Origin of the sequence: Aeromonas piscicola, assembly GCF_000820005.1 — a bacterium.
Classification (GTDB): domain Bacteria; phylum Pseudomonadota; class Gammaproteobacteria; order Enterobacterales; family Aeromonadaceae; genus Aeromonas; species Aeromonas piscicola.
In genome coordinates, this window is the sequence record NZ_CDBL01000073.1 from 265,304 (window position 1) to 287,616 (window position 22,313).

Annotated in this window: 17 protein-coding genes, 2 tRNA genes and 1 pseudogene; 10 read left to right on the forward strand and 10 right to left on the reverse strand. The window is 62.4% G+C overall.

Translation table 11 applies throughout. From position 1 onward, the window contains the following. Positions 1–79 precede the first annotated feature (79 nt). Together BN1128_RS19235 and BN1128_RS19240 are read right to left on the reverse strand one after the other, a co-directional pair. Positions 80–2,005, reverse strand: a complete 1,926-nt coding sequence (locus tag BN1128_RS19235; protein WP_082030479.1) for a putative bifunctional diguanylate cyclase/phosphodiesterase — start codon at positions 2,003–2,005, stop codon at positions 80–82. Then, positions 2,005–2,490, reverse strand: a complete 486-nt coding sequence (locus BN1128_RS19240; protein ID WP_042871723.1) for a putative pterin-binding protein — start codon at positions 2,488–2,490, stop codon at positions 2,005–2,007. The genes BN1128_RS19235 and BN1128_RS19240 overlap by 1 nt, the downstream gene beginning before the upstream one ends. Positions 2,491–2,792: 302 nt before the next feature. Between BN1128_RS19240 and BN1128_RS19245 the strand changes: the two genes are divergently transcribed. After that, complete coding sequence (locus tag BN1128_RS19245; RefSeq protein ID WP_042871894.1) at positions 2,793–4,076, forward strand: HD-GYP domain-containing protein; 1,284 nt, start codon at positions 2,793–2,795, stop codon at positions 4,074–4,076. A gap of 21 nt (positions 4,077–4,097) precedes the next feature. Here the strand turns inward: BN1128_RS19245 and BN1128_RS19250 are convergent, their stop codons facing one another. Next, a complete protein-coding gene (locus BN1128_RS19250) occupies positions 4,098–4,847 on the reverse strand; it encodes an SDR family NAD(P)-dependent oxidoreductase (RefSeq protein WP_042871725.1) in 750 nt (249 codons plus the stop codon). A gap of 130 nt (positions 4,848–4,977) precedes the next feature. On the opposite strand from BN1128_RS19250, the gene BN1128_RS19255 reads away from it, so the two are divergent. Next, entirely contained in the window at positions 4,978–5,901 is a 924-nt protein-coding gene (locus tag BN1128_RS19255; protein WP_042871727.1) for a LysR family transcriptional regulator, read from the forward strand. Here the strand turns inward: BN1128_RS19255 and BN1128_RS19260 are convergent. Continuing rightward, positions 5,881–6,891: a helix-turn-helix transcriptional regulator gene (locus tag BN1128_RS19260; RefSeq protein ID WP_042871729.1), complete on the reverse strand. Its 1,011-nt coding sequence runs from the start codon at positions 6,889–6,891 to the stop codon at positions 5,881–5,883. The two genes, BN1128_RS19255 and BN1128_RS19260, sit on opposite strands and share 21 nt — an antisense overlap. A gap of 231 nt (positions 6,892–7,122) precedes the next feature. Here BN1128_RS19260 and BN1128_RS19265 point away from each other — a divergent pair, with 231 nt between their 5' ends. From BN1128_RS19265 to BN1128_RS19275, 3 genes are all read left to right on the forward strand, one after another. Beyond that, entirely contained in the window at positions 7,123–9,159 is a 2,037-nt protein-coding gene (locus tag BN1128_RS19265; RefSeq protein ID WP_042871730.1) for a glycoside hydrolase family 3 protein, read from the forward strand. Positions 9,160–9,336: 177 nt separating this feature from the next. Then, complete coding sequence (gene nfo, locus BN1128_RS19270; protein WP_042871732.1) at positions 9,337–10,182, forward strand: deoxyribonuclease IV; 846 nt, start codon at positions 9,337–9,339, stop codon at positions 10,180–10,182. Positions 10,183–10,203: 21 nt separating this feature from the next. After that, on the forward strand, positions 10,204–11,193 hold the full coding sequence (locus BN1128_RS19275) for a Gfo/Idh/MocA family protein (RefSeq protein ID WP_042871734.1): 990 nt from the start codon (positions 10,204–10,206) through the stop codon (positions 11,191–11,193). A gap of 101 nt (positions 11,194–11,294) precedes the next feature. Here the strand turns inward: BN1128_RS19275 and BN1128_RS19280 are convergent, their stop codons facing one another. Beyond that, entirely contained in the window at positions 11,295–12,224 is a 930-nt protein-coding gene (locus BN1128_RS19280; protein WP_042871736.1) for a LysR substrate-binding domain-containing protein, read from the reverse strand. Between the two features lie 99 nt (positions 12,225–12,323). Here BN1128_RS19280 and BN1128_RS19285 point away from each other — a divergent pair, with 99 nt between their 5' ends. The 4 genes from BN1128_RS19285 to BN1128_RS19300 all read left to right on the forward strand — a co-directional run bounded on the left by BN1128_RS19285 (position 12,324) and on the right by BN1128_RS19300 (position 16,754). Further along, positions 12,324–13,316 carry a TDT family transporter gene (locus BN1128_RS19285; RefSeq protein WP_042871737.1) on the forward strand — a complete coding sequence of 331 codons (993 nt, stop codon included), beginning with the start codon at positions 12,324–12,326 and terminating at the stop codon, positions 13,314–13,316. A gap of 274 nt (positions 13,317–13,590) precedes the next feature. After that, positions 13,591–14,580 (forward strand): lauroyl-Kdo(2)-lipid IV(A) myristoyltransferase, encoded by a 990-nt coding sequence (gene lpxM, locus BN1128_RS19290; RefSeq protein ID WP_042871896.1) that lies wholly within the window; start codon positions 13,591–13,593, stop codon positions 14,578–14,580. Positions 14,581–14,719: 139 nt separating this feature from the next. Continuing rightward, entirely contained in the window at positions 14,720–15,715 is a 996-nt protein-coding gene (locus tag BN1128_RS19295) for an LpxL/LpxP family acyltransferase (RefSeq protein WP_042871739.1), read from the forward strand. Between the two features lie 178 nt (positions 15,716–15,893). Then, positions 15,894–16,754, forward strand: coding sequence for a PA4780 family RIO1-like protein kinase (locus BN1128_RS19300; protein WP_042871742.1), 861 nt, complete (start codon positions 15,894–15,896; stop codon positions 16,752–16,754). A 55-nt stretch (positions 16,755–16,809) separates the two neighbouring features. Here the strand turns inward: BN1128_RS19300 and BN1128_RS19305 are convergent, their stop codons facing one another. From BN1128_RS19305 to BN1128_RS19315, 3 genes and pseudogenes are all read right to left on the reverse strand, one after another. Then, positions 16,810–17,358: a GNAT family N-acetyltransferase gene (locus tag BN1128_RS19305; RefSeq protein ID WP_042871743.1), complete on the reverse strand. Its 549-nt coding sequence runs from the start codon at positions 17,356–17,358 to the stop codon at positions 16,810–16,812. Further along, a complete protein-coding gene (locus BN1128_RS19310) occupies positions 17,355–18,593 on the reverse strand; it encodes a GGDEF domain-containing protein (protein WP_042871745.1) in 1,239 nt (412 codons plus the stop codon). The genes BN1128_RS19305 and BN1128_RS19310 overlap by 4 nt, the downstream gene beginning before the upstream one ends. A 216-nt stretch (positions 18,594–18,809) precedes the next feature. Then, positions 18,810–19,288 (reverse strand): annotated as a pseudogene (locus tag BN1128_RS19315) (prolyl-tRNA synthetase associated domain-containing protein). 184 nt (positions 19,289–19,472) lie between these two features. On the opposite strand from BN1128_RS19315, the gene BN1128_RS19320 reads away from it, so the two are divergent. Beyond that, positions 19,473–21,920: a DNA polymerase II gene (locus BN1128_RS19320; protein WP_042871747.1), complete on the forward strand. Its 2,448-nt coding sequence runs from the start codon at positions 19,473–19,475 to the stop codon at positions 21,918–21,920. Between the two features lie 122 nt (positions 21,921–22,042). Here the strand turns inward: BN1128_RS19320 and BN1128_RS19325 are convergent. Together BN1128_RS19325 and BN1128_RS19330 are read right to left on the reverse strand one after the other, a co-directional pair. Beyond that, positions 22,043–22,119: transfer RNA gene (locus tag BN1128_RS19325), tRNA-Val, on the reverse strand. Between the two features lie 35 nt (positions 22,120–22,154). Beyond that, positions 22,155–22,231, reverse strand: a tRNA-Val gene (locus BN1128_RS19330). Positions 22,232–22,313 lie beyond the last annotated feature (82 nt).

Here is a 22,313-nt window from a genome sequence, read left to right on the forward strand (position 1 = left end):
CCACATCAGGCAGAGCCTGTTTATTTATGATGTGCATGGCGCAGATGACGGGTAGGGGGAGGCAAAGAGGGGGCCGTCATCAGTGATAATTGACGTCCAGGCTCTCTTCGGTACTGTGGGCCAGGTGGGTCATGGTATAGATGAAGAACTCGGCCGGAGGAAGCGGCTTGGAATAATAGTATCCCTGGATCTCATCCACGCCTATGTCGCTTAATTGCTGCAGCTCGTGGTGGCTCTCTACCCCTTCAGCCACCACCACCAGCCCCAGCTGATGGGATAGTTTGGTGATGGATTCGACGAACATGAACTGCCGCGGGTCGGTCTCGATGTTGCTGACGAAGGACTTGTCAATCTTGAGCTTGTCAAAGCTCAGGGACATCAGATAGGAGAAGGAGGACCAGCCGGTCCCGAAATCATCCAGTGCGATGCGCACGTTGATGTGTTTGAGCTCCTTGAAGATGCGCTGGCTGAGGGGCAGATCGTCGAGTGCGATGGTTTCGGTCAGCTCCAGAATGAGCTGTTCGGCGCGCAGCGGGCTCTGTTGCAGCATATCGCTGACCTGATGAAACAGATCGGGTGTAAACATGGAATTGGAGAGATTGATGGCCAGCTCCAATTTGTCGACAAAGCTTGCCGGCAGTTGTGACATGTCATGGTTGACCCGGCTGAATATCCATTTGCCGAGCAGTTCGCCGAGGCCGTTCTCCTCCGCCATGGCGATGATGTCCAGCGGGTTGATGAAGCCGTATTCGGGGTGGCGCCAGCGGATCAGCACCTCGGCCCCCATGTTGTAGGCATTGCCCGGTTTTATCACCGGCTGATAGTGCAGGTAGAGGGTACTGTTGGAGATGATATTTAAATGTTCACGCAGCTCGGCGGCCAGTTTCCGGTTGCGACTGTAGTGCTCGAACATCCGGTGGTTGAACACCTGCAGGTGGTTCTCCTTGAGCTTTTTGGCATTGGCGAGGGCAATGTCGGCGAACAGGATCAGCTCCTCGATCTTGTGAGCCGTGATGGGGTGCTGGCTGATCCCCATGCTGACGCGCACCCGGTGCGCCGGATCGGCCTGAAAGACGGTGGGCCTCAATTCATCCAGCAGCCGGACAAGGTAGGGAACACGGTGCTCGATGGGCATGTCGCCATAGATGAAGAGGGCGAATTCATCGCCACCCATGCGGGCGATGAAGGTCTGGTTTTGAGCGTACTCCCTGATCTGGTTGGCGACCATGGTGAGCAGCTCATCCCCGGCAGCGTAGCCCAGGCTGTCGTTGACCTCTTTGAAATTGTTAAGCTCAATCAGGCAGATGGTCAGGGTACAGTCGGTGGGCTGCTTGCCCTTGGCCAGCCGCTCCAGCCGGGTCATAAAGGCGGCCCGGTTGGGTAGCAGGGTCAGCGGGTCATTCCAGGCCAAAAAATGCTGCAACTTCATCTCCAGGGAAACCACGAACAGGATGAGCAAACCGATGGCCAGCAGGGCGACCAGCACCAGTACGTGCCCCTCCTTGGACTGCTGCAGCTCCTGACGCTGCTTGATGGCGGAGGGGCCGGTGAAGCTCATCACCATCAGATCCCGGATGGAAGGCAGCAGCTTGTTCATTCTGCCTTCCATCTCGGCCAGCCGGGCTGAATCGGGGGTGGGCTTGACCACGTCCTGCTCATACTCCTTGAGCACCTCAAAGAAGGCGCCGACCCTCTCGCTGGCCTGGTAGCGCGTGCGAATAAGGGCGGTCTCCTGCCCGGTCAGGAAGATGTCCAGCCGGTTCCAGGCGATGTCATAGGCCTTGTTCAACTGCGCAGCATCGGTCTGACCGCTGCGATACAGCGACAGCTGCTCGTCAAAACCGTGCAGCTCCAGCTCCAGCTGGGCCAGAGACCAGGCGGAGAGCTGGGTATATTTCACCATGTCATTGAAGGTGCGATCGTAATTGAAGAGTGACCAGATGGTCACCCCCAGAAAGGAGACCATGATAAAGGCAAGGGAGAGGAACTTGCCCTTGATCATCATTACATCCCTTCAAGCTTGAGAACTTGCCACACCATCAGGCTGTGATATTGCTCGATATTGAGCTCGGGGTGGTCCGACAAGGGATAGATGACCCAGATCGGGCCCTTGTTGCGCAGGGTCAGTGCCTTGCCATCTTCCTCGATGGCCAGCAGCACGGGGTATTTCTCGACATCTTCGCGCGGGATCACGGCGAAGTAGTCGTTTTGGGCCATCACTTTTATCTTGTCGGCGCTGACGCCGAGAGTATCGAGCACCGTCTTCAGCAAGACGCCGCGATAGACATGGGAGCCCTTGGTCCAGGGGGTGGTGGTGGTGACGCTGGCTTGCGGCAGCGCCTGTAGCTGAGCGCGGCTTAACTCCATCTTGCTGGCGTTGTTGCAGCAACCCTTGGCGGCGACGCTGAGGATGACCTCATCGGCGCTGTAGGCCTGACCGCAAAAGAGTAGAGACAAGAGGTAAAACAGGGGGAGGGTTAGCGCTTTCATGGTTGATTCCTTATAGGCAACTTATTGATATCCAGCCTGTTGAGGCCGTTTCGCTCTAACCATAGACCATTTCCGAATGACTATTGATGATGGTTTTAGATAACTACAAAGCCTTATTTTCTTCACATCTATTACACAACCGGCACGTGCCTTGCCAGATTGATCCAACTCATATCTTTGTCAATTAGATGAGTTGTATCTGGGTGAGGCTACCACCAGAGTCCATATTCTGATTTAAATTCAATGTGTTTACCCGGCCCCAGACACGGGATATTTCACGTTGACAGATGTGGACGCGCATCATGAACAGCAACACCCCTCACACCCGCAGCGGTGAGCACGTTTCCCAGCAGGTAGATCTGCGCCAGGTGGTATACGCCTTGTCGGCATCGCTGGATCTGGTCGGCATCGGCGATGTGGCGCATGGCAAGCGAGTTGGCATCATGGCCGCCGAGTGCGGCAAAGCGCTGGGAGCAAATGCCAGCGAGCGAGCCTGCCTGTTCGAGCTGGGGGTGCTGCACGACATCGGCGTCTCCTCCACCTTTATCCATTGTCATCTGGTCAGCGAGTTTGACTGGGAGTCCTCCCAGCTCCACTGCGAGGTCGGTTATGACCTGCTCAAGGACTTTCCGCCTCTGGCGCCCCTGGCGAAACCCATTCGTTATCACCACACCCACTGGCACCGGTTGATACAAACGCCTGGATTGGTGGCTGGCGTGATGCGCCAGGCCAATCTCATTTTTCTGGTCGACCGGGTGGATGCTCTGGCGGCACCTCATTACGGCGACGGCTCCCTGTTGATGCACACCCACGAGATCCGGCAACGGATCGAAGCGTGTGCCGGCGAGTTTTTCGATCCCGAGCTGGTGGCGGCCTTTCTCTCGGCGTCCCGTTCTGAGGCGTTCTGGCTGCAGCTGGAGGGGCGTGCCATCAGCGACTACATGCATGACATGCTGAGCGAGCGGGAACCCTGTCTCACCAGCAACGGCGAGCTCAAGCAGTTGGCGCGGATCTTTTCGGCCATTGTCGATGCCAAGAGCCCCTTCACGGTGGCGCATTCGCTCGGGGTGGCGAAACTGGCACGTCTGCTGGCTAAATTGATGGGCGTCGAAGAGGGGCACTGCGAGCAATTGGAGATTGCCGGCCTGTTGCATGATCTTGGCAAGCTGCGGGTGCCGGACGAGGTCCTGGACAAGGCGGGGTCACTGGATGAGCGGGAGCGCGCCATCATCAACACCCACAGCTTCGAGACCTATCAGATCCTGCGTCACATCGACGGTTTCGAGGCGATCGCCCTCTGGGCCTCCTACCACCACGAAGAACCCAATGGCTGTGGTTATCCCTTCCACCTGACCGCCGAGGCGATGTCGCTGGAGGCCAGGATCCTGCGGGTGGCCGATATCTTTCAGGCCATGGTGCAGCATCGGCCCTATCGAGAGGGGCTGAGCGCCGGGCAGGCGCTCAGCTTTCTGCAGCAGTTGGCCCGCCAGAACCGGGTCGATGCCGAGGTAGTGGCAACCCTGGCCGCTCATTTGCCGCAGGCGATCTGCGCCGCCAATGGGCAGGAAGTGACGATACGGCACTGACGGGGCATGCTGCGATGGGCGCTAGATAAACATGCCGCCCGAGGCCTCGATGCGCTGGGCATTGACCCAGCGATTGTCATCCGAGAGCAGGGCCGCTATCACGCCGCCTATGTCGTCCGGCTGGCCGACTCGCCCGAGCGCGGTCTGGCTGGCGATAAAGTCGTTGACCGCCTGATTGTCCCGCACCATACCCCCGCCAAAATCAGTCTCGATGGCACCGGGCGCCACCACGTTGACGGCGATCCCGCGCGGGCCCAGCTCCTTGGCCAGATAGCGGGTCAACACCTCTATTCCCCCCTTCATGGCGGCGTAGGCGGCGTAACCGGGCAGCGCGAAACGGGTGAGACCGGTCGAGAGGTTGATGATGCGCCCGCCATCGCGGATCAGGGGCAACAGCTGCTGGGTCAGGAAGAAGGTCCCCTTGAGGTGAATGTTCATGAGGGTATCGAACTGCTGCTCAGTGGTCTGCTCAAAGCTTGCGTGGATGCCGATGCCGGCATTGTTGACCAGAAAGTCGAACTGCTCGCGTCGCCACTCCCGTTGCAACAACTGGCGTACCTCAGCCGCGAAGGCGGCACTGTTGGCCACATCGAGTGGCAAGGCGTGGGCCTTGACGCCGAGCGCATTGGCCTGCGCCACCACTGTGGCCGCCTCTTCGGCCTGGCTGCGATAGGTGATGATGAGATCGACGCCTTTGGCGGCGAGGGCCAGGGCCGAGTGTTTGCCGAGGCCGCGGCTGGCGCCTGTGATGAGGGCGATGGAACGGGTCATGGTACGACTCCTGTCAATGGGGTGGATGCGGGCTCGGGACGAGCCGTTAGTGCCACTCTATTGATGCGTACATTATGGATAAAGAGGGTAATAATAGATGCACTGTTCCGTTTAAAGTGACAATGACGCCATGGATCAACTGGATGCGATGAGAATGTTCATGCGGGTGGCCGAGCTTGAGAGCTTCACCCGCAGTGCCGAGCAACTGGGCATGCCCAAGGCAACGCTCTCCGCGGCCATACGTCGGCTGGAGGAGCAGCTGGGCACCCGCTTGCTCCATCGCACCACCAGGCGGGTGCAGCTGACTACGGATGGTCAGCTCTGCTATGCCCGCAGCCAGGAGCTGCTGGCCGACATGGAGGAGTTCAACGGGCTGTTCCGGCAGGGGGGACAACTCAGCGGCCAGCTGCGGGTGGACATGCCAAGCCGAATGGCGCGCCATCTGGTCATCCCGGCGCTGCCCGCCTTTCTGGCGGCCCATCCTGATCTGCAGCTGATGTTGAGCAGCACGGATCGGCGGGTCGATCTGGTGCGTGAGGGCTTCGACTGCGTGGTGCGGGTAGGGGCGCTGGAGTCCTCCAGCCTGGTGGCGCGCCCCCTGGGTCACTACCGCCAGATCAACTGCGCCAGCGCCGCCTATTTGGCCCGCCACGGCACACCGCAGGCGCTGGCGGATCTGGCGCAGCACAGGTTGGTGCACTATGGCGCCGGGCCCGGGAGTCGCGAGGCCGGTTTCGAGTACTTGCAGGCAGATGGCTCTCGCGCCGTGCTGGTGATGGCGGGGACTCTCACTGTAAGCGACAGCGAAGCCTATCTGGCGGCGGCGCAGGCGGGGCTCGGGATCATCCAGATGCCGCGAGTCGGGGTAGAGGCACTGCTCGCCAGTGGGGAACTGGTCATGGTGTTGCCCCAGTGGCAGGCGCCTCCTTTGCCCATTCATGCCCTCTATGCCCATCGTCGTCAGCTCTCGCCCAGGGTGCGGGCCTTCATCCACTGGCTGGGCGAGGTGCTCGCCAGGGCCCTGGCCGGGGAATCAGAGCCGGCTGCGCCTTGAGCGGTATTCGCTTGGGGAGAGGGCGAACGCCTCCTTGAAGAAGCGGGTAAAGCTGCTCTGGCTGGCAAACCCGAGGCGCCCGCCCACCTCCTGCAACTGCAGGCCGGGATCCTGCAGCAGCCGGCAGGCCTCCTCCCTTCTTACCTGCTCCAGCAGGGCCGAGAAGTGGCACCCCTCCTCGCGCAGGTGGCGATTGAGGGTCCAGCGGGTCAGCCTGAGGGCCTCGCAGATCCCCGCCAGCAGGGTGGGGGAGTCGACGCTCTCCTGCCAGAGCCGCTGGCGGATGAGCCCGAGCACCCGCTCCTTGTAGTGGCTGCTCGGGCGCAGCAGCCGCATCTGGCCGTCGAGCTCCCCCAGCAGCAGGGGTTGCAGAGGGCCATTGCAGCCCCCGTGGGCGAGATCGAGCAAGGCCGCGGGGAAGCGAAGCTCAAAGCCTTCTCCCTGTTGCAGCCGATCCCCCAGCCAGGCCCCTAGCTCTCGCCACAGCTTGGGCCGCACCGGGATGGGCAGCACCAGCCGTCCCTGACCCGGGTGGTAGAACTGCAGCAGGGCATAGAGGTGGCCGAGGTTGGCCAGGCTGCTCATGGCGATCACATCCGGGTGATCGGACTCCGAATGGTAACTGAGCCTGGCCTGCCCCTCTTCCTCCCGCAGCAGAATCCGATCGCACTCGCCGATGAGGGGGCGGTAGGCGAGGAAGAAGTGCAGGGCCTGGCGCAGGGTGGCGGCGTTGCAACAGAGGCTCGCCAGCGGCAGGTAGTCGGCAAAGAGCCCCGAGAGCGAAGGGGGCGACCACTTGTGGGTCATGTCCACATAGGGGGCGACCTGGGTTAGCAGCCGGAAGTGGCGCTGGGCGTCGATCCGCCCCTGAGGGAGCAGCAACTCTTCTCTGGCAATCCCGGCACCTTGCAGGAGCTGGGCCGGATCCCGTCCCTGTCTCTGCCAGTGGTTGAGGCAGTGCAAGGCTATCCGGTTGGAGACTGTCTTCACGGCGAAAATCCTTGTCGGCGGTGGTCCACCATCATCCGCCAACGGCTATGAATTGCCGTGAGCCAGGTTCGGCTTCATGTTTCAGAAATGTAACCAAGGGTAACCCTGCAACCCTTTTCACACTTTTTGAACTTGCTCCCAACCGGCAATTCCCTGCACCCGCAGGGCAAGTGAGGCGGGCCGATTTTGCATACAGTGGCCGGACCTACACACACAAGGAAGATAACAATAATGACATATCCCCCCTTCGCTCTGACCCGCCTCACCCTGAGCATGGGCGTCCTGCTGCTGGCAGGGTGCAATGGCAACGACTCCAGCCCCAAGCCGGAGCAGCCCACCCTGGGCCACCGCACCGTCAGCCTGATCGAGCAGGATGGCCTGCAATTCAAGGATCTCGATGGCAGCGGCGCCCTGACCCCCTATGAAGACTGGCGCCTTGGCGCCGCCGAGCGGGCCCGGGATCTGGTGGGCAGGCTCTCCCTGGCGCAGAAGGCAGGTCTGATGATGCACGGCACCCTGGTGCTGAACGCAGACGGGCGGGTCAACCTCACCGCCATGGACAAGATGTTGCGCGAGGATGGCGTCAATACCTTCATCACCCGCATGGCGGGGGACCCGGCGGCCATCGCCGAGGACAATAACCGGCTGCAGGCCCTGCTGGAAGGGGTGGGGCTCGGCATCCCCATGACGGTGAGCACAGATCCCCGCAACCACTTCACCCATGATCCCAACGCCACCAGCATAGGCGCCGGGGCCTTCTCCCAGTGGCCGGAGACCCTGGGTCTCGCCGCCATCGGCGATGCTGCCCTGGTGCAACGCTTTGGCGACATCGCCCGTCAGGAGTACAGGGCCGTCGGCATTCACGAGGCCCTCTCTCCCCAGGCGGATCTCGCGACCGAGCCGCGTTGGGGTCGCATCAACGGCACCTTCGGTGAGGACAACCTGCTCGCCAAATCCCTGGTCAAGGCCTATATAGAGGGCTTCCAGCAGGGGAGCGACGGCGTAGGCAAGGAGGGCGTGGTCACAGTGGTCAAGCACTTCGCCGGGGCCGGTCCCCAGAAAGACGGCCTGGATGCCCACAACCCCTGGGGCAAGGAGCAGGTCTATCCCGGTGGCCAGTTCGCCTATCACCTGGTGCCCTTCGAGGGGGCCTTCGAGGCCAAGGTGGGGGCCGTGATGCCCTATTACGCCCTGCCCGAGGGGCTGACCTATAAAGGTCAGGCCATCGAGGAGGTGGGCTTTGGCTTCAACCGCCAGATCCTCACCGACTTGCTGCGGGGTCACTTCAAGTTCGACGGCGTGGTGCTGAGTGACTGGGGCATCGTCAACGACTGCAACGCCCGCTGCGAGCAGGGGCTGACCCAGGATGAGGTGACGGCGGGCGTCAGCCCCTGGACTGTGCCCTTTGGCATGTCCTGGGGTGTGGAGAAGCTCACCAAGGCTGAGCGCTACGCCAAGGCCATCGACGCTGGGGTGGATCAGTTTGGCGGCGTGGAAGATCCCGCCCCCCTGCTGGTGGCGGTGCAGAGCGGCCTGGTGACCGAGGCGGCGATCACCACCTCGGCCGAGCGGATCCTGGAGCAGAAATTCGCCCTGGGGCTGTTCGAAAACCCCTATGTGGATACCCAGGCCGCGGTGGCCTTGGTGGGTAAGGCCGAGTTCCAGCAAGCCGCCCAGGCCGCCCAGGCGGCGTCCCATGTGTTGCTGAAAAACGAGGGGGCCATGTTGCCACTCAAGGCGGATGGCAAGCGGGTCTACCTGCATAACGTCAATGCCGAGGTGGCCGCAGCCAACGGCTACACGGTAGTGACTGAGCTGGCCCAGGCCGATCTCGCCATAGTGCGGGTCAATGCCCCGGGTGAGCAGGATCCCCGCTTCCCGTTCGGCAGCATCCACTTCGGTCAGCTCGGTTTTGCAAGCGCAGATCAGGTGGTGCAGGAGACGGCCCACGAGGGGGTCTACCGCGGGGCGGACGAGTACGCAGCCATCCAGGCCGTAGCGCAGGCCGGGGTGCCCATGGTGCTCTCCGTCTATCTGGACAGGCCCGCCATCCTGACCGAGGTAGCACCGGCGGCGCAGGTGCTGCTGGCCAACTTCGGGGCCCTGGATCAGGCGCTGTTCGACGTCATCAGCGGCAAGGCCAAGGCTCGCGGCAAGCTGCCCTTCGAGCTGCCATCCAGCTGGCAGGCGGTGCAAAATCAGCACCCGGATGTGGCGAAGGACTCCGCGAACCCGCTCTACCCCTATGGTGCCGGTCTGGCCTATTGAGGGCGAGCCCGACATCCATGATCACCAAGGCGCCTTCGGGCGCCTTTTCCATTACCGCCATCGACAATCCCTGTTTGGCGCAAGGGGCGGGCTTGGGCATAATGGCGCCCCATCAGGGGTTGCCGCGCCTCGCGACCGCGAGACGTGCGCACCCAGCAAGCGCGCAGAGGAGATAAGATGAAATTTATCGGAGCCCACGTCAGTGCCGCCGGCGGGGTGGAGAACACCATAGCCCGCGCAGAGGCCATCGGTGCCAACGCCTTCGCCCTGTTTACCAAGAACCAGCGCCAGTGGCAGGCGGCGCCGCTGTCCGAGGCCAGTATCCGCGCCTTCAAACTGGCCTGCGAGAAAGCCGGTTTTCGCCCGGAGCAGATCCTGCCCCACGACAGTTACCTCATCAATCTGGGCCATCCCGATCCCGACGGCCTGGCCAAGTCTCGCGATGCGTTTCTCGATGAGCTCAAGCGCTGCGAGCAGCTGGGACTTTGCTACCTGAACTTCCACCCCGGCAGCCACCTCAAACAGATCCCGGAAGCGGCCAGCCTGACACTGGTGAGCGAATCCATCAACTGGGCGCTGGAGCGCAGCCAAGGGGTGACGGCGGTGATCGAGAACACAGCCGGGCAGGGCACCAACCTCGGCTGGTCGTTCGAACACCTTGCTACCCTCATCGACGGGGTGGAGGACAAGAGTCGGGTCGGTATCTGCTTCGATACCTGCCACGCCTTCGCCGCCGGTTACGACTTGCGTACCCCTGAGTCCTGCGCTCAGGTGTTTGCCGACTTCGATCGCATCGTCGGCTTCCAATATCTCAAGGGGATGCACATCAACGGCGCCAAGTGCACCTTCGGCAGCCGGGTCGATCGCCACCACAGCTTGCGTGAAGGCAATCTGGGGGAGGCGGTATTCCACCACATCATGAATGACGCTCGTTTCGACGGCATTCCGCTGATCCTGGAGACCATAGACGAGACGATCTGGGGCGACGAGATCCGCTGGCTGCGCAGTCTGGCCAAGGCATAACCCGTGCAGGAGAAAGAACGGATGCAAACAGAGGAACTGAGCGGGGCGCCACTGCGCTGGGGTATTGCCGGTGCTGGGGCCATTGCCCGTCGCTTCTGCCGGGACGTGAATGATCACGCCCGCCTGGGCCGGGTGGTGGCGATCGCCGCCCGTGATCAGACGCGGGCCCGGGCTTTTGCCGATGAGCAGGGGCTACCCCTTGCCTATGACAGCTATCAGGCGCTGGCGGCAAGCACCGAGGTGGAGGCCGTCTATGTGGCGGTGATCCACCCCGAGCACGCCGCCCTGATCAGGCAGATGTTGCTGGCGGGCAAGCACGTGCTGGTGGAAAAGCCGGCGGTGACCCGAGTAGCAGATTGGGATGCGCTGGTGCTGCTTGCCCGGACGCGCGGCCTGCTGCTGATGGAGGCGATGAAGGTGATGTGCTTCCCCGCCATGCGCGAATTGCTGCGGCGACTCGGCGCCTTGCCTGCCCCCAATCGGCTGCAGGCGGCCTTCGGCTCGGTGCAGGAGCGAGACGGCAAGCTGTTTGATCCCGCATTGGCCGGCGGCGCCGCCTGGGATGTGGGTGTCTATCCGCTCTGGCTCTACGCCGCCATCTGTCACCCGTTGGAGCTGGCTGCGGGTGAGCCGCAGGTCGCTCTTTCCCGCCAGACGGGCGAGGTGGACGTGGCCGCCAGCTTCCGCTTTGCCGGCCCCCTCGTGGCCGAGCTGGATGCCTCCATCGTCCAGGAACTCGACAAGGCGGCGTATCTGGGCGGCGAGGGCTGGGCGCTGCAACTGGTCGGCAAGTGGTGGAACCCCCAGCAGGTACGCTGGCTCACGGGTGATCCCTTGCCGGCCTGGCCGCACGACATCGCGCTGCCGGTGGCGGGCGGTGGCATGCAGCACGAGGCGGATCATTTCGCAGCCTGTGTCAGGCAGGGATTGAGCGATTCCCCCTGGGTGCCGCAGGCCCTGACCAGACAAGTGCTGGGCTGGGTCGAGCGCGGCCTGCAAGCCAGCTCGTGATCATGATGTGCAGAGAGGGCGCCGGGGCGCCCTCTCTTTTTGTCTGATCGCTTGCCGGCTTGAGCGGGAAGCGGCGAGCCGTCATGTCTCAGGTGCTCACCCTATCTGCTTGTTGGCGCCCCTGCCGTGGTCGCCTGAGGCTGAGGCAGGGCACCTTCCTGAACGCGGCAAAACTGCAGAAAGCGGCGCAGGGTGGCCGAGTGGTATTTCTGCCGGTGCCAGATGAGGGAGAGCTGGCGGGGGAAGCGCCGGGCAAGGGAGAAGGCCACCAGCCGACCGGTCTGCAACCGATCCGACACCGCCAGGCGGGAGATGAAGGAGATCCCCAGCCCTTTTTCAACCGCCAGCATCACGGCCTCCAGGGTGTTGAGTTCCAGCCCTGCCTGCCAGCGGGGCAGCTCGGGCTGGATCTGCAGCTCGAACTGTTCGCGACTGCCCGACTGGGGTTCGCGCAGCACCCAGGTCTCATCGCTCAGCTGGCCGAGCGACAGGCGATTGCGCCGGGCGAGGGGATGGCCGGGGTGCGCCACGATCAGCATCTCGTCATCGAGCCAAGATTCGCTGACGAGATCCGGGTGGTGGTTCTGCCCCTCTATCAATGCCAGATCCAGCTCGAAGTTGGCCAGCAGATGGCAGAGCTTGTGGGTGTTGGTGATGGTGACCCTGGGGGGCAGGCCCAGCTCCTGTTTGCTGCTGGCCAGCAGGGTAGGGAGCAGGTAGTTGCCAATGGTCTGGCTGGCGCCGAGGCGCAGCTGGCCGCTCGGCTCGGCATCGGGGCTGAACAGGGTTTCGATATCCTGCATCCGGGTCAGCAACTCTTCGGCGGCCGGTTGCAGCAGGCGCCCCTCGTTGTTGAGCTGCAATCTGGGGTGGATGCGATCGAACAAGGGGGTGGCGAGCTGGCGCTCCAGCTCCTGCAACGACTGGGAGACGGCACCCTTGCTCAGGCAGAGCTCGTTGGCGGCCAACCCCAAATTGCCGTAGCGGGCTATGGTGGCGAACACCTTGAGTTGTTGCAGGGTCAGTTTCATGTTTGGTTATCCTGAACGATTGATTCAATTCATTTAGATATCGTAAACGATAGCCACTCTTTATCCTATGCACATCGTCTCTCACAAGAGGTTTCAGACATGATCGCAAGAACCCGTCAATCCTTAGGCAAAGCCCCGACCCCCATGGCGGGCCTGGCACTCGGGATCGCCAGTCTTGGTTGGTGCTGGGAAAATGCCGGTCAGTTCGATGGCCGCCTGCAACTGCTGGGCGCCGCCGTCGCCGCCGTGCTGCTGGTGATCCTCACCTTCAAGTTTCTGCTCCATCCGCGCCTGCTGTGGCAGGATCTGGCTCACCCCGTGGTGGGCAGCGTGGTGCCCACCTATGCCATGGGCACCATGGTGGTCTCCAAGGCGGTTGGCATGCTGAGCCCGGGTCTTGGCGAGGGGCTCTGGTTGTTTGCCGTGGTGCTGCACCTTCTCTTCCTGGCGACCTTCATCTGGCACAGGGCCAGACAGTTCGAGATCCATCACATGGTACCGAGCTGGTTCGTGCCGCCTGTGGGTATTATCGTGGCTGACGTCGCCTTTCCCGGCGGCCAGTTTGCCGCGCTGGCCGACGGTCTGCTCTGGTTCGGCATGCTCTGCTACGCTCTGATGCTGCCGCTGATGCTCTACCGTCTTATCTTCAGCCATGAAGTGCCGGATGCTGCCAAGCCGACCATCGCCATTCTGGCGGCCCCTGCCAGCCTGTCACTGGCCGGCTACCTGACGGTGACCGAGGATCCTTCCCTGCTGCTGGTAGCCGTGCTGCTGGGGATCGCCATCCTGATGACCGGTATCATCTACCTGGCCTTCATCAAGCTGCTGCGTCTGCCGTTCTCACCTGGCTATGCCGCCTTCACCTTCCCGCTGGTGATAGGCGCCACCGCCCTGTTCAAGGTGGGGCACCTGCTGGCGCAGTGGCCGCAAGCGGCCCACTATGTGGAGCAGATCAACCTGCTGGCCCACTTCGAGCTGGGCGCCGCCACCCTGATTGTCGGCTACGTGGCCCTGCGTTATCTGATGTTCTTCCTGCCGCTGGGTGACAGGAGCATGGCGCCCGACATGGCCCAGCACGGCGCCCGCCGCTAGGCAAAGACTCCGCTGGAGAGCGATGGGATAAGGGGTCAGTCAACGAGAAGGGCATGCGTGATGACATGCTCCACTGACCAGACAGCAGCGACAGCGCTTCACCATAGGTGGAGCGCTTTTTTGTCTCTTCTCGCGGGTCGAAGGAGGGGGTCAGTCCCTGGCGGATCCATTTTTTGAACCAGCACTCACAGTGGGGGGCTTACGATGAATTTCACTGGTATTACCTGTCAGGACGAATACAATGCAACCCCATTTTCTTCGTTTGACCTCATTCATGTCTGCCCAAGATCCTGTGTTTGACTCCTCTTTTCAGACCCGTTTGTTGCGCCCGCGTTACTGGCCGAGCTGGCTGGCGCTCGGTGCGCTTTGTCTGCTCGCCTTCGTGCCGCCCCGCTGGCGTGACAAGTTGGCAGAATGGCTGGCCCCACTGATCGTCAAGGTGTCCAAGAAGCAGATATACATAGCCAGGACCAACCTGGATATCTGCTTTGCTGACAAGAGCGACGCCGAGCGCGATGCCATCCTGATGACCTCCATTCGCATCGGCCTCAAGACCCTGCTCGGCTTCGGTGAGTTCACGGTGCGCAGCCCCGCCTATCTGATGCGCCGCATCCAGGTGAGCGGCTGGGAACATATCGAGGCCGAACAGGCCGCCGGCCGCCCTGTGATCCTGGTGGTGCCCCACAGCTGGCCGGTCGATGCTGCCGGCTACTACTTCACCCAACGCGGGGTGCCCATGTGCACCATGATGAAAAGCTCCCGCAATCCGGTCTTTGACTGGCACCTCAACCGGGCCCGGGCCAAGAACGGTTGCCGCGTCTACGAGCGCAGCGCCGGCATCAAGGCGGTGATCCGGACCATCAAGGGGGGACACAGCTTCTTCTATCTGCCGGACCAGGATCATGGCCGCGAGAAGAGCATCTTTGCCCCCTTCTTCGGCTACCCCAAGGCGACCCTGCCGGCCCTGCCACGTCTGGTGCAGGTCAGCGGTGCCCGGGCCGTGCCCTTGCTGGCCTGCTATGACGAGGCGCACTACTGCTACCGTCTGGAGATAGAGGCGCCGTTTACGGATTACCCCAGTGCCGATCTGATGGCGGATACGTGCCGCATGAATGACATGGTACAGCAGCAGCTGACCTGTCATCCCGGCCAGTACATGTGGTTCCTCAAGATCTTCGATACCCGCGAGGATCAGGAGGGGCCGGATGGCCTCTACGAAGAGGGCATTAAACGGATCCGGGGAGATCTTCCCCCTCGCCCCTGAGGGTGTGTCAGCGCTGTTTGTCATGGCCCTTCGGGGCCATTTTTGTGGGCGCCGCGCCCAAGATGGTGCAGCCCCTTGCACCCCAAAGTGGAAAAAAATATCAGGATAATTAAAATAACCGTTTCTTTTCTATGACTTGATGGCGGCCATGTCCTCACACGATCCGGTTTTTGACACCTCATTTCATGCCCATCTGCTTCACCCGCGCTGGTGGGGCAGCTGGCTGGCGCTCGGTCTGTTGTGCCTGCTGGCGCTGGTTCCCCACGGGCTGCGCGATCGTTTTGCCAATGTCATGGCACCTGCCTTGCTGCGCTTTTCCAGGAAACAGGCCTATATCGCCGAGACCAACCTCAAGATCTGCTTTCCCGAGCTGGATGCGGCCGGGCGCCGCACACTGCTGCTCAAGGCGATCCGCACCGGCCTCAAGACCTTCATGGGCTTTGGCGAGCTGACCCTGCGCAGCGCAGCGCATCTCAAGCGCCGCATCAAGGTGCAGGGCTGGGAACATATAGCGGCGGAGCAGGCCGCAGGGCGGCCCATGATACTGGTGGTGCCTCACACCTGGGCGGTGGACATGATTGGCCGCTACCTGACCGATGAGGGTCTTGCGCTCTGTACCATGATGAAGAGCCCGAAAGATCAGGTGTTTGACTGGTATATCAACCGCGAGCGATCCAAAGCCGGCAAGGTGTATGAGCGCAGTGTCGGCATCAAACCGGCCATAAAGGCCATCCGCAGTGGCTATAACTTCTTCTACCTGCCGGATCAGGATCATGGTCGTGAGAAGAGCATCTTCATCCCTTTCTTCGGTCACCCCAAGGCGACTCTGCCAGCCCTGCCCAAGCTGGTGAAGCTGACCGGTGCCCGTGCTGTGCCCATCCTTGCCTGCTATGACGAAGATGAAGAGTGCTACCGGCTTGAGATTGAACCCCCGTTTGATCCATATCCCACGGACGATTTGACCGCTGACGTCAACGCTATGAACCGCATGGTGGAGCGGCAGCTGCGCCGTCATCCCGAGCAGTACATGTGGTTTCTCAAGATCTTCGAAACCCAGGAACATCAAGAAGGGGAGGATGGTCTCTACGAAGAGGGGATTAAGCGGATCCGCAGCGGTTTGCCACCCGAACCCTGAAGGGAAATACACCGGCTGGCGTGTTGAGCACAGGCGGGTGACAACTGCTTGTCATTCAGGCAGTTTGGTGGACAAAAAGTCGGCAATCAGGGCGCCGCGGGGCGCCAGATAACAGGGATATGCAAGCTGGCCCCGCAGGGGCTATCTTCTGATGCGCAAATAGGGTAAAAGGGCGGCCATGAAAATTCCAAATCGAATCCAACCTCTGGTTGATGACGGCCTGGTCGATGACGTCATCAGCCGGCTGATGAGCGGCAAAGAGGCCGACGTCTATGTGGTGCGCTGCGGTGACGAGATCCGCTGCGCCAAGGTCTATAAAGAGGCGTCCAAGCGCAGCTTCAAGCAGGCCGTGGTCTATCAGGAAGGGCGCAAGGTACGCAACAGCCGCAGCGCCCGCGCCATGGAGAAGGGCTCCAAGTACGGTCGCAAACAGCACGAAGAGGTGTGGCAGAACACCGAAGTTGACGCCCTGTTCAAGCTGGCGGCGGCCGGGGTGCGGGTGCCGCAGCCCTATGTCTGCCTCGACGGCGTGCTGCTGATGGAGCTCATCACCGACGAGGAGGGCAACGTGGCCCCCCGTCTCAACGACGTGGCGCTCTCGCCCGAGCAGGCCATCGCCGATCACGCCAAGGTGATCCGCTACGTGGTGCGCATGCTCTGTGCCGGCCTCATCCACGGCGACCTTTCCGAATTCAACGTGCTGGTGGATGCCCAGGGGCCCGTCATCATAGACCTGCCCCAGGTGGTGGATGCCGCCGCCAACAACCAGGCCAAGGCCATGCTGGAGCGGGATGTCAACAACATGCGCAACTACTACGGCATGTATGCCCCAGAGCTGCTCAAGACCCGCTACGCCAAGGAGATGTGGGCGCTGTTCGAAGATGGTAAGCTGACCCCCGAGAGCGAGCTGACCGGCCTGTTCGAGGAGAGCACCGAGGCCATCGACATCGATGCCGTGCTGCACGAGATCGAGAGCGCCGAAGAGGAGGCGCTGGCCCGTCAGGCACGAATGAAGGCCGAGCAGGAAGACAGCTACTGATCCCCGCCATCATCACCTCATCAGTCACACCATGAGCGCCTTGGAGGCGCTCTTTTTATGGCCGTGATTTGCACCCGTGCCGAGTCAGGCTGGTGGCCATCCCGGGGGAGAGCCGGTAAAACCGAACCCAGCAGCCATCCCCTGCATGGTAGCGGCGATCCAGTAATTGTCCGTTGGCGGCCGCTATGACCTTGAGGGAGGCGCCGTTGGCTTCGTCGCAGCTGATGAGCAGGGGCTCGGTCAGCACAGCTTGCTGCAACCAGCGCAGCAGGGTGCGGGCGATCCCTTCTCCACGGCGGGAAGGGCGGGTTTCATAGCCTATGTGGCCAAGCCACGCCAGGGTGGCAGGATTGTCGCCGTGGCGCAGGCGCAGGGCCCCAAGGATCTCGCCCTTCTCAAGGGCAAAGTAGGTGGTGGTGGGCGGGTAGTCCGGCGGTAGATGCCGTCCATCGGCATGGGCGAGCAGATCCTGCAGCCACTGGTCAGGGTCAAACTGCGCCACCTGATAGAGCGGCAGGCCCGCTTCACCGCACTCGGCCACATAACGGCGATAGGCGGGCGCATCGGAAAGTTGCGCGGCCCGGCACTCGATGGTGGCCGTCATGAGCGCAGCCCTGCCCTCTGCAGTGGCTGGGGCGCGCTGTGGTGGGGCTCCTGCATGCAGGCACGCTGCCGCCCCGTCTGCTTGGCGGCGTAGAGCGCCAGATCCGCCCGCAGATAGGCCTGTTCGAAGGTTTCCCCCGGCTGCAGCGAGGTGAGGCCCATGCTGAGGCTGATGGGGCCGCCCGCCAGCCAGCGGGTCGCCTCTGTGACCTCTTGCTGCAGGGCGTGGCAGTAGCCGGGCAGCGTCTGCGGCGTCTCCATCACTAGCAAGGCCAGTTCGTCGCCACCGAGGCGCCCGGCCAGCCCCGCCGGGGGCAGGTTCTCCCGGATCACCCGGCCCACCACCCGCAGCATGGCATCACCAGCGGGATGACCGTGCCGGTCGTTGATCAGCTTGAAGTTGTCCAGATCGATCAGCAGCAGCTGGCATGGGCGGGCGTGTCGGCGTGCGCGCGCCGCCAGCTGCAGCTCGAAATGGTGGCGACTGTCCAGTCCGGTCAGGGCGTCCAGATTGGCGCGCCGTTCCAGCTCGCGCTGGGTTGCCAGCAGCGCCTGCTGCTGGCGGGTGTGCACCAGGCTGAGCAACAGATAGCTGCGGGCTATGGTAAAGAGCAGGCTGAGCAGGATCACGGGCCCGAGCAGGGGATCGGTAAAGGTGGTGGCCGCGGACTCAGGCAGCCAGAAGTGCTTGGCGATCCGCAGCAGTTGCAACAGCAGCTGCAGGCCGAGCAGCAGGATGGCAAAGCGCAGCACCCGATAGACGGGGGCCAGCCGTTGATAACGCCAGAGCTGCCAGATCAGCACGGCCATCTGCAGCGAGAGCACGGCAGAGAGCACTATGATCCGGCTGTGCACATCGGACAGCGGCCGCAGGCTGGCGGTCAGGGCAAACAGCGCGAAGCCGGTGAGGGCGATGGCGGGGCAGAGCCAGTCCAGCCGGTCCGCCTCGCGCCGAAAGAAATGACGCAGGCCCCGCTCATAGAGCAAGGGGGTGGCGATCAGCAGCAGGTTGGTCAGCAGAATATTGGCGAGGGAGGTCTCCCCCGCGAGCGGGCGGATCAGCAGGCAGCCGAAGGCGGCAGCGATGGCCAGCTCGCTGGCCGACCAGTAAAGCAGGGCCCGGATGCGGCGCTGGGTATGCCACACATAGGCGAAAATGGCCGCGACCCCGACGTGCGACAGCGTGACAAATAGCACCAGGCTCAACAATTGCGCTGAGGAAAACAGAGTTTGCATCAAGGGGTCTCTCTGGGCTCGTCCTGCCGGTCACTGTGTCTCGACCCAGGGGGTCACCATGACAGTGCCGGATCACAACATGAATCCAGCCCATTATCAATGGCTTGGACTGCTGGATCTCGATCCTGGCCACAACCGGATCGATAGCTGCTGCTGACTCGATTCATCAAGCGCCCAAGACGGAGTTTGTCGATCACGCCGCCCATCTGGGGAGTGTCAGGCTGGTTGCACTGGCAGCGCCATGACGGTGGCCTCCCGGCCCAGGTGGGCCAGCAGGCGGCGTACATGATGAGGGTGGCGGTATTGACCAGCGGGTGGCACTGCACCTGTTCGGCATGCCAGATGGTTTGGTCCACCACCAGCGTCACCGCCCGCTCGGTGTCGCGCACCATGGCGAGCAGGGTGACGGCGCCCGGGGTAAGACCGAGCACGGCAACCAGCCGCTCGGGAGAGCCAAAGCTCAGCCGCTTGACCCCGAGTGCTGTGGCCAGCGCCTTGAGATCGACCCGGCTCTGCTCCGGCGCCACCACCAGAAACAGCCGCTCGCTCCTGGGGTCGCGCAAAAACAGGTTTTTGGTCCTGGCGGCGGGCAGGTCGGGCAGCAGCTTGCTCGCCTCCTCACAGGTGAAGACGGGGGCATGGTTGATGCGCTGGTAGGAAATGGCCAGCCGGTCCAGCAGGGAATAAAGTGTCACTATGGCTCCTCGTGTCGGGCGAACAGGTGCAGGGAATGGGCGGCGATGACAGGGCTCCTGGCTCATGGGCAGAGGGTCGAGCTTACCAGCTTGGCCCCTGCCGCGCAGCCTGGCGTGGCAATTGCGGCCAGGCACTGTATGAACGTACAATAGTCTCATCCCAAGGCCGACCCCTTTATCCTGAATGACTGCGACCCAGCCCACAGTGACCACCCTCTCTCCTGCCACGCCTCCTCGCGACGGTTTCATCCTGACCCGTCATGGCCGGGACGTGCGCGGCCGGGCCGGGCAAGGGGGACGCACCGAGATAGTGATGTGGCTCTGGAGCGAACAGGGACCGGTGCGGCTGGTGGTGCCGGGGCAGGAGCCGGTGTTTTTTCTGCCGCAGAGCCACATGCAGGAGGCGGCCGAGCTGTTCAAGGGGGCCGGCGTGAGCGGGCGATTTCGCCGTCTGCCCATGCACACCTTCGACGGGCGTGCCGTGGTGGGCTGCTATTTCTCCACCCTGAGCGCCTTTCACCGTGCCATCGAGCTGCTGCTGATCCGCGGGCTGGAGCACTTCGAGGCGGATATCCGGCTGCCGGAGCGCTTCCTGATGGAGCGCTTCATCACAGCCGGGGTACGTTTTGGCGGCCATGCACTGCAGAAGGGGGGCAAGCGTGGCTACTGGGAGGTGAACGAGGCGCGCTGCGCCCCGCAGGCGGTGACGCCGAGCCTCTCCTGGGTGTCGCTGGACGTGGAGTGTGCCATGGACGGGGCGCTCTTCTCGGTGGGGCTCTACAGCCGTGAGGATGCGCGGGTCATCATGATAGGTGCCCCCGAAGCCGGTGCCGAGGCGTGGGAGACCCGCATCGAGTGGGTGGCGGATGAAAATGCCCTGCTGAGTGCGCTGGAAACCTGGTTCAGCCAGCACGACCCCGATCTGGTGATCGGCTGGAATGTGGTCAATTTCGACTTTCGCCTGCTGCTGCGCCGCGCCGAACTCAACAAGCGGCGGCTGCGGCTCGGGCGAGGGCGCGAACTCTGCTTCTGGCGCTCGTCACGGGGCGATCCCCAGACCGGCAACGTCATCATCCCGGGGCGCATGGTGCTCGACGGCATCGATACCCTGAAAAGCGCCACCTGGCAGTTTGCCAGCTACAGCCTGGATGCGGTGGCAAGCGAACTGCTCGGCCGCGGCAAGGATATCGAGGATGTGGCGAACCGGGGTGAGAAGATCACCGAGCTGTTCCACTCCGACAAGGAGGCGCTCGCCCGCTACAACCTGGAGGATTGCAGGCTGGTGTGGGAGATCTTCGACTACTGCCACCTCATACCCTTTGCCATCGAGCGGGCCTCCCTCACCGGCCTCGAACTCGATCGGGTGGGGGGCTCGGTGGCGGCCTTCACCAACCTCTATTTGCCACGGCTGCATCGCGGTGGCTATGTGGCGCCCAATCTGCCTGCCGATGGCGGGCTGGCGAGCCCGGGCGGCTATGTGATGGACTCCAAACCCGGTCTCTATCGTCACGTGCTGGTGCTCGATTTCAAGAGCCTCTATCCCAGCATCATCCGCACCTTCTGCATCGATCCCATGGGGCTGGTGGAGGGGTTGCAGCACCCGGACGAGGCCATTCCCGGTTTTCGCGGCGCCCTGTTTTCCCGTACTCGCCACTTTCTGCCGGATCTCATCGCCACCCTGTGGGCGGCGCGGGATCGGGCCAAGGCAGCCAGCAATAAGGCACTCTCCCAGGCGATCAAGATCATCATGAACTCCTTTTACGGCGTGCTGGGCTCGGGGGGCTGTCGTTTCTACGACCCCAGGCTTGCTTCTTCCATTACCCTGCGCGGTCACAGCATCATGCAGCAGACCCGGGAGTGGATTGAGGCGCAGGGGTTTGAGGTGATCTACGGTGATACCGACTCCACTTTCGTCCACCTGGCTAGGGAGACAAGCCCGCAGCAGGCGGACGAGATTGGCCATGAGCTGGCCCGGATGATCAACGACAACTGGAGTGCACTGATCAAGCGCGAGTTCGACCTGCCAAGCCATCTGGAGATCCAGTACGAGACCCATTACCGCCGCTTCCTGATGCCCACCATTCGCGGGCTGGAAAAGGGCAGCAAGAAGCGTTACGCCGGCCTGGTTGGAAACCAGGAAGAGGGGCGAGGGGAGGAAGAGCATCTGGTGTTCAAGGGGCTGGAATCGGTGCGTACCGACTGGACCATGCTGGCCAAGCAGTTTCAGACCCGGCTCTACGAGCTGGTGTTTCACGACGAGGATCCCAGCGGTTACGTGCGCACCATAGTGGATGAGACCAGGGCCGGTCTGCACGATGACTTGCTCATCTATCGCAAGCGGCTGCGCCAGAAGCTGGAGGAGTACCAGAAGAACGTGCCGCCCCATGTGCGGGCGGCGCGTCTGGCCGATGAGGAGAACTTGCGCCGCGGTCAGCCCCAGCGCTATCAGCACAGGGGCACCATAGCCTATCTGATGACGCTGGGCGGCCCGGAACCGCTGGAATACAGACGCAGCGCCATCGATTACGAGCACTACATCGACAAGCAGCTGAGACCCATCGCCGACGCCATACTGCCCTTCATCGGCGAGTCATTCGACCGGATCTGCGGCCAGCAGCTGGATCTCTTCTAGCGAAGTTGCCCCGCCCCTGGTGGCGGGGCAACTGGGGGGCAGACCTGTGTCAGGATGGCGGGGAAGCTATGGCAGCAAAGCAGAATGCAAAAAGCCCGCTCGATGAGCGGGCTTTTTCAATCTGGTGCGTCCTAGTGGATTCGAACCACCGACCCCCACCATGTCAAGGTGATGCTCTAACCAGCTGAGCTAAGGACGCAGGGTGCGCAATGCGGCTTTTTCATTTGCGAGAAGTGGTGGGTTTAATTGGATTCGAACCAACGACCCCTACCATGTCAAGGTAGTGCTCTAACCAACTGAGCTATAAACCCACATCAGGCAACTCTGTTTATTCGCATGAGGTTGAACCTGAAGGGAGTCAACTCACGGGAATATGGTGCGTCCTAGTGGATT